The following is a 12262-nucleotide window of genomic DNA, read 5'->3' as shown; positions in this document are numbered from 1 at the left end:
AAGTTATGTTAGGGAAATATTATTTTAGGGTGACAAGATTATTAAATATTTTTTATTTATTTTTACAGATAATGAAAAAAAACCAAGTTTTTATTTTACATTTGAATTAATGTAATCCATTACAATAAGAATAAACGCTATTTTCAGATGCCAAATCACAGAGATTTAAAAATATTTGAAGACTTATACAAAGAGCATTTTGCCTTTTTATCTTTAGTTTCTTTTAACATAACTAAAGATAAAGATGTCGCAAAAGACGTTGTACAGGATTTTTTTATTTATCTGTGGGAAAAAGAGGAAGCAATAAATTTCACTATTTCTTTTAAGGCCTATGCCTCAAGAGCAATTAAAAATTTAAGCTTGCAATATTTAGAAAAAAATAAAACAATCAGCTTAGAAACAAAAAAAATTGTCCTTCCAAAATCAGAAGAACAAGATGTTTTTGAAAAAGCAGAGGAAAGCAACAGTCCTAAAATACTTACACTAGTAAATCGAATCCCTCAGGCGAGAAGAGAAATCTTTATGTCACATATTGTAGAAGGCCACAGTTATGCAGAAATCGCAGAGATGTACAACATATCTGTTAATACAGTGAAGACACAAATGAAGAGAGCTTATGCTTTTTTAAGAGAATTTGAAAACACAAGTACATTAACGATAGTATTGTATTTTTTATTCCATAATTAACTAATCGTAAAAGATTATTTTACAGAGCTGGGAACTCCGATTTTATCACCAATTATAATTTCGTTTACACTAATATTTTGTGTATTGGTTAAAGTCATTCCGTTTTTAGCCGATTTAACAGTAATTGTATCTAAAACAATATTTTCGACTTTCTTTTCCGGAAAGCCTTCGATAACAATGGCAGCATTAGAAGCCGATTCACAACTGATATTAGAAATAGAAACATCCGAAATTTTAGAAGGATGTAAACCGCTACCTTCTCCATGATAATTTGCTGTCATGTAAATACAGTCTTCTACCTGACCGAATGCAATATTTGAAAAATACAAATCCCTCACATATCCACCTCTGTCCGAATTTGTTTTGATATAAATTCCTCTTTTTAAATATCCGCCTGCTTTGCAATTGTCAACAAACACATTGCGAACTCCGGCCGACATTTCGCTACCAATAACTACAGCATGCAACCCTTTGAATTCACAATTTCGAATAACAATATTTTCTGACGGGCTATTAGAATTTCCACGACCTTCATCATCGCGTCCGGCTTTTATAGCCACATTATCATCTCCATTATTAAACTGAATGTTTTCGATTAAGATATCACTGGAATATTCAGGATCGATTCCGTCATTATTGTTATTGTGGGCATCATATTTCAAACCTCTCAAGGTAATACTTTTTGACTTCAACAGATGTACACACCAGAACGGAGAATCCTCAATAGTTACACCTTCAATAAGTATATTCTCAGAATTTAAAAACTGAATTAATTGCGGTCTTAAGAAATGTCCTTTACCAAAAACACGCTCTTTTAAAGGCACATTCGTATGATTCATTTCTCTGCTTAACAACTTGTCTTTTTCTTCAAGGGGCTTCCATTTTATCCAGGTATTTTTAGCTTCACCATCAATAATTCCATTTCCTGTAATAGCTACATTTTCTACATTATTGCCATAAATCAACGGACTGTAATTATAAAGCATAGTACCTTCCCAGCTGGTTAAAACTAAAGGATAATCTTTTGGATTAGAACCAAAACGAATTTTAGCTCCCGTTTCTAAATGCAATTCTACGTTACTCACAAAATGGATAGGTCCATTGATGGTATAAACACCTTTAGGAACCACAATAGTTCCTCCATGGTTTTTAGAACAAGCTTTCATAGCTTTATCAAAAGCCGGTTTACAATTGGTTACCGAATCCCCCTTAGCACCAAAGTCGGTAACTTTAATTTTATAAGCTGGAATAACTGGCAACTGAATACGATTGACAATTCTTTCCATTTCAAGCTTTTTATCCACAATTTTAGTTTGCGAAAACAGCGCATTAAAACACAATAACAAGACGATACAGAAAGAATTGCTTTTCATAATCTAATACTTTATTTGATATGTTTTTTTAAATCTAAATCCGTTTTTTTCAATTCGGAAATGAACAATTTAGAAATTTCAGTTGCTCCTAATACTGACAAATGGGTATCGTCATGCTTTTCAGTTTTGTAAAAAGGACTTTCGCCTGCAGCAAAATGCAAATGCAGTTTTTTAGAACCTTCTACACCGTAGGACTCCTCTAACAATTCCGTTAAATACTGCAAATCAATAAAAGTCACTTTATAATCAGTAGCTACCAATCGGGTTTCTAATGGATAAAGTCCATGGGTATCTACCAAAGTTCCTTGTTCGTTAAAGTTTCTTCTGACAATAGAAGATAACAAGATAGGAGTTGCTCCTTTAGCTCTGGTTTCTGTCACAAATTTTATTAAATTCTGACGATAAGCCGTACGTGGATTGGTATACACACTAGGTTTATTTTCTTTCTGGTCATTATGTCCAAATTGAATCAAAACATAATCGCCTTTTTTCAGAGTTTTTAAAATGGAATCCCAACGTTTTTCGTTAATAAAACTACGCGTACTACGCCCATTCATCGCTCTGTTATCAACTACAACCTCATCATCAAAAAACTGCTGTAAAACCTGAGCCCATCCATTTTCAGGATTTTCTGCCGGATTGGATTTATTAGCCATTGTAGAATCACCAATACCATAAACTGTTATTTTTTGAGCAAAACAACTCGTGGCTATCAATAAAAAAAGCACTAATTTAATTCTCATCTTTTTTATTTATTTAAAATTTGAATACCAATTTCTATTTTCTTTCGCATTTGAATCTGCCAGAATTTTATCTAAAGTATATTCTTTAGCTTCTGATTTTTTAAGCTGATGTGACCAGCTCACTCTGTTTTGAGGCTGAAATCCCGGACCGGAACAATTGTATTCAGCATATAAAGAAGCTTTTTCAGCATCTGCTTTTGACCAGTTGTTCCAACCTTCTTTTCGAATATGACTTCCCATTTCACAATTCAGAAAAACTGTTTTAGCATAGATACGCCAAGGCCTGCCAAGATAAACCTCAGTAGCTTTTTCGTCAGCAGTCAATTTACAGTTCATAAAGACAAACCCATATTCAGAACTTTCAGCAGTGGAAGCCGCAGTTAAATAAGCATTGCTTTTAGCATGAATATTGCAATTATCGAATACTGCAGTTGCACCACCAAAAATAAAATCGACTGTCCCTGCAATAAAGCAATTTTTGAAATAGCTTTTAAAACCTTCACCAGAAGTATACAAAGTATCCTGATTACCCAATATATTACAATTAGAAACCACTACTCGGTCAGCAACAACAGACAAAGCAATTGCCTGCCCCACAGGACCTGCGCTGTTTTCTATTGTCAAATCAGAAACTACAAAATCATTTGCTTCCACTAATACTGTGGGTGTCATAAAAGTACTATTTCGGCCTAAATTGATTTTCCCGAAATAATCATCATAACTGATAATAGTTTTTTCTTTGCTTTCACCCACGAATGAAATTTTAGTATTCCATTCCGGAATACGTACTTTTTCATGATATACACCATTCTTAATTGTAATGGTTACTCTCTTATAAGGAAAAGAAGGTGAATTGTAAACTGCTTCCTGAATGCTTGTATAATCTCCGCTGCCGTCTTGTGCAACTATTACATTATACTCATCTTTAGCAGTATTCTTAACCACTTTAAGAGTGTGCTCTTTTTTCCATTTCGGATATTTTTTCAACACTTCTTTTGGTTCATTAGTATACCAGGAATACCCGTTTCTTCTCTCTTCACCTATTTCAGATAACGAATATTTTTTTATACCGTCTCGATCACAAAAAAACGGTCTGTTATTATCCAATTCCATAAAACGAGCCCAAATAGGAGGTGCATCCGCATCGACTACCATTTTTTTATCTGCTATTTTGCCGTTTATGACCGTACGCTCTTCTTTTAATCCTGTAACTTTCACTTTTTCAAACCAGCTAACCGCTGCATTAACAGCAGCAGTTACTTCTTTGGAAGGGTTTTTAATATCCATTAATAAAAGTACAATCTTAGCAGATTCTTTTCCGCTTAAGGAAGGCAACTCATAAGCACGGGCTTTTGCCGGCAACAGAGTATTCTCATCATGCTGAGCACACCATGCAGTCAAAATTCCATTTTGTCTGTATTGTGTTTTTATAATACAATCAATTCCTTTATCAAAAGCAATCTTACATTTTTCAACAATAGCTTCAGATGGTTCTATGGAGTAATACCCCGTTTTATCCTTAATCTCTTTTAGAATACTAAGAATTCTCACCATCGAATCGTCATTATAAGTAATATGTGTATAATATCCTTTTCTTAATGGATAAAACTGCGGCCATCCTCCATTGTCATATTGTGCTTTAAGCAAATAATCTACCCCTGAAAGAAATGCTTTTTTATACCTTTCATCCGGCTGCTGCTCATAAATTTTGGAAAGAAAAAGCATTTCCTGACTCGTTGCACCATTATCGGTTGTACAATGATCAGGATCATTCTTCAAAGCCAGAAGTTCTTTTTTTTCAGCATTCGAAAGCGGTTTCTGCATTTGGATATTTTTATTCCAGCCACCAATATTTCTTTGGTACAATAAGACATTCTCCGCAACAGCTTTAGCTTCTGCTGAGGCAAACCAGGCATCATTATCCATTTCGGTAATACTCTTCCATGATTTATCCAGAATTTGTGCCTGAACACTCATTACGAAAGTAAAACAAAGAAAAAGAGCTATTCTAATTTTCTTTAAAAAAGTCATACTATATTTTATTAAATCTGAACCAGTCAATCGCTACACTTCCTGCATCATTAATTTTTCCTTCCCTAAGGGCCGTAAATCCAACTTTTGCACCAATCCATTTTCCTTCACGGGATTTAAAATCTTCGCCTATGGATTGAAACTTTTTACCATCTAAACTGTAGGAGAAACTACAAATTCCTCCTTCTTTCACTTGTACCTGAAGATAAAATGATTTGCTTCCTAATTTCACAGCTTTACTTTCTGTCTCCACTCCTTTTTTATCGGCATTTTTACAAGTTGCCTGAGAGATAAACAATTCGCCATTTTGTTGTTTCACTTTTAGATGACTATAATCCAGCCCCATAATTACCAGACTTACGCTCTCACCGTCAAAACGAGAATTGAAAGTCATTTTGGCAGTAGCCTTAAACTCATTAGCGGGGAATTTTTGAGCTAAAATATTAGGAACATCAAATAAGTTTATTGCTTTTTCAGGCATTGGGCGACAAAATAAATTATAATACCCCATGGATGTTGGCATTCCCCAGTACACCTGCGCATTGGCATGCCATTGCCATTGGAGTCCTAATTTTGGTGTATTAAACTCATCTGAATCCGGCGGCGTCATTATTGGGTATGTTTTTCCAACATTCGGTTTTTTATAAACAGCCACTGGTTCTCCTGTTCCGTCTTTGTCTTTATCCATCCCGATAACAGGCCAGTCATTAATCCATTTCATAGGCTGTAAATGGACAATTCTTCCATAAGCACCTTTATCCTGAAAGTGAAAAAACCAGTCTTCACCAGTTTGTGTCTGTACCCAGGCTCCCTGATGAGGCCCATTAATAGCTGTTTTTCCCTGCTCTAAAACTTTTCGTTTTTCATACGGTCCAAAAACGTTTTTAGAACGTAAAACCGTTTGCCAGCCAGTAGGAACACCTCCTGCCGGAGCAAATATGTAATAATATCCGTTACGTTTATATAATTTTGGTCCTTCTACAGTGGCTTCATCAAGATGACCGTCAAGAACCATTACAGCATCATCATTAGCCACAGTTCCTTCAGGATTCATAGAACAAACAGCTAATAAACTTTTGGCTCCGGCACGGCTTCCTGCAAAAGCAAATCCTAAATAAGCCTTGCCGTCATCATCCCATAAAGGAGCCGGATCAATCAATCCTACTCCGGCTTTTACTAATACGGGTTCTGACCAAAGTCCTTTTGGATTTTTGGTTTTAACCATATAAATTCCGTAATCAGGATCCGGATAATAAATATAAAACTCTTCGTTGTGAAAGCGAATGCAAGGTGCCCAGACTCCGTTTCCGTGTTGTGGTTTATCAAAAACATCAAAAGGAGGTTGTTTTTGAAGCGCATAATTTACTAATTCCCAATTGACCATATCTTTAGAATGCAAAACCGGCAATCCCGGAATACAGTTAAAAGAAGAAGCAGTCATATAATAATCGTCACCGACTCTAATGGCATCCGGATCAGAATAATCAGCATGTATAATTGGATTTTTATAAGTTCCGTCGCCATTATCAGCAACCCAGACTTTAGAATATTCGGTTGTTTTTTGCGCTACGATTACTTGGCTGGAAATCACAACTAATCCTATTGCTACAGCATTATTTATAAACTTCATAACAGTAAAAAAGTGGTTGGTTAATATTTGTAACAGAAATTGTTTATCGGTTTAATTCGATAGCGGCTAAGATAAAAGGACCTGTTGCTTTAGGATCATTGTCTTTCTTTTTCTCATTTACATAATATTCATAAGAACCATCTCGGTATGGATTTCCTCCTAAACCTGCTACCTGACAACATTGCGTCAAGGTAATTCCGCCATCGGCATCAGTTCTGATTAATTTAGTTGTTAATCCGTCAAAAGCGTGATTCGCTACTTTTTTAAATTTAGCAGGCAAATATCCTTTGTTTACTCCTTTTGCCAAAGCATAAGCAAACATTGAAGAACCAGAAGCTTCGAGGTAATTCCCTTCTCTTCCACCCATATCAGTTACTTGATACCATAATCCAGTTTTAGGATCCTGTACTTTTTCTAAAGCAACAGCTAATTCATTTAAATAACCTACTAATTCTTTTTGTTTTGGATGATCTTTAGGGAAATTATCCAATACATCAACCAAAGCCATCGCATACCAGCCTAACGCACGTGACCAGAAATTAGGCGATTTACCGGTTACTTTATCCGCCCACGGCATTTTTCTGCTTTCATCCCAGGCATGATATAACAAGCCTGTTTTAGGATCTTTATCGTTTTTTTCCAGTAATTCAAATTGTTTTGCAACATCATCCAGTTTTTTTCCATTTTCAAAAGTGGTGGTGTATTGCGTATAGAAAGGCTGTCCCATATACAATCCGTCTAACCACATCTGGTTAGGATAAATTTGTTTATGCCAGAATCCCCCGCTTGGAGTTCTAGGCTGATCATCTAATTGCTTTCTGATGGTTTGCATAGCAATTAAATATTTTTTTTCTTTTGTCCTGTCATAAATATCAAATAAGATATTTGCTGCTACTACCATATCAATATTGTACTTATCCATATCATAAGTAGCAATTTTACCGTTTTCATCAATTAAAGCATCAGCATATCCTTTTGCATATTCATAATATCTTTCATCCCCAGTTTTTTTGTAAAGCTCCTGAATAGAACTCGCTACTAAACCGTGAACATAATCCCATTTAGGAGTAGTTCTGTCATCAATTTCATAAGCATTAGGGTGACGCTTCATTAAAGTTAAGGCCATTTTTTCTGACCATTTTAAATTCGGAGCACCTAACTGTTTTGGAGCCGAAGTAGCATTTGACTGTGACTTACAGCTTGTAAAACCAAACGCAGCCATTAAAATAAATGCGAAAATAAACTGATTTCTTTTCATTAATTTCATTCTGTTTTATTTTTAAATTGATTATGTTTTAATTTTTTTAAAAGTAAAATATTACTGAGGACTTTCTGCTTTTTTCCCATTAATATAAGTATTGACAAATTGAATGTTTTTTACGTTTTCTATTGAAAATGCTTCTTTGACTCTCTCTATAGTGACATTTTTTAAAGTGACATTTTCAATAGGCAATTCTGCATATCCTTTTGCTAATACTCCATATTTACCACCATCTTTAACAGTAATGTTTTCCAGCAACACGTTTTTTACCTGAGGTATAAAGTTACCTGTTTGATTTCCATACACATTATAGAACATGTTAATTCTCAAAACAGCTTCTTTAACCTGTCCTACCTCAATATTTCTGACAAAAACATTTTCTACAATACCACCTCTTCTGGAATTTGATTTGATACGAATAGCCCGGTCTAAATTAGGACTATCCATTTCACAATTTTCAACAAATACGTTTCTGATTCCTCCGGTCATTTCGCTTCCCATCACTACACCTCCGTGTCCGTCAAGCATCTTACAATTTTTTACAATTATATTTTCGCTTTTCATTGCTACGCGTCTACCGTCACCATCTTTTCCTGCTTTTATAGCAATACAGTCATCTCCGGTATTAAAAGTACAATTTTTAATAATTACGTTTTTAGAATATTCCGGATCACAACCATCATTGTTAGGTCCATGACTTTCAACAGTAACACCATCTACAGTTACATTCACAGATTTCATTGGATGAATAACCCAAAATGGAGCATTTATAATTTTTATATCTTTAATTAAAGCATCTGTACATTCAAAGAACTCTACAAAACTAGGTCTTAAATAAGATCCTTCGCCATAAATTCTTTCTTCTACAGGAACATTTTGTTCTCCTGATTCAATTAAGCGAACACGATTTTGGGGATCATTCTGATTTCCTTTACCTTCTGTCCAGCCGTATTTTTTAGCACCACACCAATACCACCAGTGTTCGTTATCTGCCTGACCATTTAAAATTCCTTTACCCGTAATAGCTATATTCTTTTTATTGTAAGCATAAACTAATGGCGAATGGTTCATACATTCTGTTCCTTCAAATGTAGTTTTCACTAATGGGTAATCTGAAGATTTAGTACTGAACAAAATTTCCGCTCCGTCCTCTAAGTGAAGATTTACATTATTATCTAAATGAATTGGGCCAGTCAAAAATTTACCTGCAGGAACCACAACTTTACCACCTCCATTTTTCGTACAGGCTTCAATAGCTTTTTTGAAAGCTTCAGAACTATTGTACGTACCACCGCTTTTAGCGCCATAATCAACAATATTATAAGTCTTATTAGCAAAGACCGGAACTACAACTGATTTTTCTATTTGTTCTTTTACTTTCCATGGGTTTGCCAAAACATCTGTAGCTTTTTGTGCAGAACAATTAACAAAAAAAGCTGACACCAAAGCGGTTGAAAAACAGAAAAGAGAATTATAAATTTTATTTTTCATTGATAAAAAATTAAAGAAGATTAAAAATCCGGAAAACAATTACTGTTTGAAACCGACTATTTTATGTAATCGATTACACAAAGCTATAGCAATTTTTCATATTAAACTATAAAATTCCACAAAAAAAACAGATTTACACAAAAAAAGAATATTTATTTTTATTTAATAAAAAAAGAATGCTTTTATTAGTAAAAAAATCTAAAAAAACCATCTTTGTATTAAAAAAATCAATTAATTTTCAAAACCTTATCAATATACATACCAAAGAGAAAAATAATATATTAAAAAATATATTATTTTTACCGAGACAGACTAATTATAATGAGTGAAAAAACAACAATTTATGACATTGCTAAAGAGCTGAATATAACAGCAGCAACTGTATCGAGAGCATTAAATAATAACCCGAAAATAAGTCAAAGCACTCGAACATTAGTCCTTGAAACGGCTAATAAAATGAATTACAAGCAAAATAAATTAGCATTAGCATTACGAAGTGGCAAGAGCAATAATGTGGGCGTAATTGTACCGCGTATTAATACCAATTTTTTTGCTTCAGTAATCAGAGGTATTGAAGAAGCCCTGCATCCTGAAGGATATCAAGTAATTATATGTCAGAGTCATGAAGACAAAACCAGAGAAATTGAAAACATTAACACTCTATTAAACGCTCAGGTTGACGGCATTTTGATGTCAATTTCCAATCTCCCAAAAGAAAACAACCATTATCTGGAACGTGTAATTCAAAAAAACATTCCTCTGATCTTTTTTGACAGAAAAAAAGAAATGGACAATGTGAGCTCCGTGATCATAGATGATTATCAGGCATCGTATCAAATCACCCGGCATCTTATTGAACAGGGTTGCGATAAAATCGCATTTTTATCGGGGGATCGTACTTTAGAAATTTACGAAGACCGGTTTCGGGGTTACCAACAGGCATTAACCGACCATAATATTGAAATAAATGAAGCTTATATTATTCCGATAAAAAGTAACGTTGTTGAAGGCCGCGACGCAGTAGATAAATTATTAGCGTTAGAAAATCCTCCAAATGCTATTTACTCTACGAGTGATTTTGCTGCACTAGGCGCCATTCAGAAACTAAAGGAACGTAATATAAAAATTCCGGAAGATTTTTGCGTTTTCGGTTTTGGAAACGAACCTTTTACTAAATTTATGGAATTAACAATTTCTACAGTTGACCAGGCACCTCTGGAAATGGGAAAAATAACCGCCCAGGTTTTTTTAGACAAAATAAACAGTGTAGAAATAAAAAAAACAGGGAAAACTGTCGTTTTAATGCCTAAATTATTCGTCAGGCAATCATCTACCAGAATAAGAGAATAAAAAAAGGGAGGCATTATAAAAAACACCTCCCTTTTTAACTAAAAACAAAATCTAAAAACAGTCTTTATAGCGATACTCCACGTTTCCAAGGAATAAAGTCATTTTGATTTAATATTGCAGCCTTAGTTTTCACTTCACCACTAGCTACTTTTATAATATATTCTAACATTTCGTCAGCTGTTTCTTCAATCGATTTGTCTCCAGTGATAATTCCACCGGTATTGAAATCGATAATATCTGACATTTTTTGAGCCAATTGTGTATTTGACGATACTTTTACAACCGGAGCAATTGGATTTCCTGTTGGAGTTCCTAAACCTGTTGTAAATAATACCATATTAGCACCTGATCCAACCATTGCTGTAGTACATTCCACATCATTACCCGGAGTACATAATAATGTAAATCCTGGCTCATTGATGTATTCACCGTAATCGTATACTCCTACAATTGGAGAAGTTCCTCCTTTTTTAGAAGCACCGGCTGATTTCATAGCATCTGTAATTAAACCGTCTTTTATGTTACCCGGAGAAGGATTCATGTCAAATCCGGAACCTGCATCAACAACAGTTTTTTCGTACCATTTCATCAGGTCTAAGAAACGTTGTCCGTCTTTATCATCGATACAACGGTTTACTAATTCCTGCTCCACACCACATAATTCCGGAAACTCAGAAAGAATAGTTGTTCCTCCAAGAGCTACTAATTTATCTGATAATACTCCTAATGTTGGGTTAGCAGAAATTCCAGAGAATCCATCTGAACCACCACACTCTAATCCAATTCTTAATTTAGATAATGGAGCCGGAGTTCTCTTAATTTCATTCGCTTTTTTGATAGCCTCAAACGAATCTTTCACTACACTGTTCAACATCGCTTCGATAGTACCGATAGATTGTTGATCGTAGATTAAAACCGGTTTTTGGTTATTAGGATTAATTGCTTCTAAAGCCTCTTTAAAAATTGAGATTTGCAGGTTTTGACAACCTAAACTCAATACAGTAGCTCCGGCAACGTTAGGATTATTCACATATCCAGCTAATAATTTGGCTAAACTATGAGCATCCTGACGAATTCCTCCACAACCACCCTGATGCGTGATAAATTTCACTTCTATATTATTGAATAATTCAGCATCATTTGAAGCGGCTTCATTACCAGCTCCTCCTGTTTCTGATTTCACTAAAGAACGCAGTAACAATTGATAATCGTTTTCTTTTGGCTTCATTAATTCTTTTTCAAAAATATCTTTTAAGATTTCGATATTTCTGTTTTCACAAAAAACCAAAGGAAAAAACAACCAAACATTTTCAGTACCTACCTGACCATCTGCACGATGATACCCCATGAAAGTTTTATCTTTCCATTTATCCACATTAGGAACTTCCCAACCAATAGTTTCTGTTTTACCAGTAACCTTAGCACTTTCGTGTTTCACATTAAGAGTCGTAATCACATCTCCTTTTGCAATTTTCTGGTTAGCTTTCCCTACGATAACACCGTACATATAAATTTTGTCTCCAGATTCAAAATCTTTCATCGCAATTTTATGCTTCATTTTAGTATCTGATAATACTAAAACATCTTCTCCTTCAAATGAAATAGTTTCTCCGGCAACCAGGTCAACCAGAGCTACAGCCACATTATCCGAAGGATCTACTTTTATTAATTTCTTTTGCATCTTACTTTACTTGAT

Annotated in this window: 9 protein-coding genes; 2 read left to right on the top strand and 7 right to left on the bottom strand. The window is 34.5% G+C overall.

The window, feature by feature from the left end; translation table 11 throughout:
• Window positions 1-147 precede the first annotated feature (147 nt).
• The gene (locus ACSV4D_RS01705) at window positions 148-687 is read left to right on the top strand and encodes an RNA polymerase sigma factor (RefSeq protein ID WP_439226884.1); all 540 of its coding nucleotides are present in this window, start codon (window positions 148-150) and stop codon (window positions 685-687) included.
• A 14-nt stretch (window positions 688-701) separates the two neighbouring features.
• Here the strand turns inward: ACSV4D_RS01705 and ACSV4D_RS01700 are convergent, their stop codons facing one another.
• From ACSV4D_RS01700 to ACSV4D_RS01675, 6 genes are read right to left on the bottom strand one after another with little or no spacing between them, the layout of a single operon-like run.
• The gene (locus ACSV4D_RS01700) at window positions 702-2060 is read right to left on the bottom strand and encodes a glycoside hydrolase family 28 protein (protein WP_439226883.1); all 1359 of its coding nucleotides are present in this window, start codon (window positions 2058-2060) and stop codon (window positions 702-704) included.
• Between the two features lie 11 nt (window positions 2061-2071).
• Window positions 2072-2803, bottom strand: coding sequence for a rhamnogalacturonan acetylesterase (locus ACSV4D_RS01695; RefSeq protein ID WP_439226882.1), 732 nt, complete (start codon window positions 2801-2803; stop codon window positions 2072-2074).
• Between the two features lie 9 nt (window positions 2804-2812).
• Complete coding sequence (pelA, locus tag ACSV4D_RS01690) at window positions 2813-4834, bottom strand: pectate lyase (RefSeq protein ID WP_439226881.1); 2022 nt, start codon at window positions 4832-4834, stop codon at window positions 2813-2815.
• Between the two features lies 1 nt (window position 4835).
• Complete coding sequence (locus ACSV4D_RS01685; protein WP_439226880.1) at window positions 4836-6464, bottom strand: glycoside hydrolase family 43 protein; 1629 nt, start codon at window positions 6462-6464, stop codon at window positions 4836-4838.
• Window positions 6465-6507: 43 nt separating this feature from the next.
• Window positions 6508-7722, bottom strand: coding sequence for a glycoside hydrolase family 88/105 protein (locus ACSV4D_RS01680; protein WP_439226962.1), 1215 nt, complete (start codon window positions 7720-7722; stop codon window positions 6508-6510).
• A gap of 60 nt (window positions 7723-7782) precedes the next feature.
• The gene (locus tag ACSV4D_RS01675; protein ID WP_439226879.1) at window positions 7783-9216 is read right to left on the bottom strand and encodes a glycoside hydrolase family 28 protein; all 1434 of its coding nucleotides are present in this window, start codon (window positions 9214-9216) and stop codon (window positions 7783-7785) included.
• A gap of 321 nt (window positions 9217-9537) precedes the next feature.
• Here ACSV4D_RS01675 and ACSV4D_RS01670 point away from each other — a divergent pair, with 321 nt between their 5' ends.
• Window positions 9538-10566 carry a LacI family DNA-binding transcriptional regulator gene (locus ACSV4D_RS01670; RefSeq protein WP_439226878.1) on the top strand — a complete coding sequence of 343 codons (1029 nt, stop codon included), beginning with the start codon at window positions 9538-9540 and terminating at the stop codon, window positions 10564-10566.
• A gap of 64 nt (window positions 10567-10630) precedes the next feature.
• Here ACSV4D_RS01670 and ACSV4D_RS01665 read toward each other — a convergent pair whose 3' ends face one another.
• Entirely contained in the window at window positions 10631-12247 is a 1617-nt protein-coding gene (locus ACSV4D_RS01665; RefSeq protein ID WP_408081088.1) for a UxaA family hydrolase, read from the bottom strand.
• Window positions 12248-12262 lie beyond the last annotated feature (15 nt).

The organism is Flavobacterium sp. ARAG 55.4, assembly GCF_051846875.1.
Taxonomy (GTDB): domain Bacteria; phylum Bacteroidota; class Bacteroidia; order Flavobacteriales; family Flavobacteriaceae; genus Flavobacterium; species Flavobacterium plantiphilum.
This window is presented reverse-complemented; position numbering and strand designations above follow the sequence as displayed.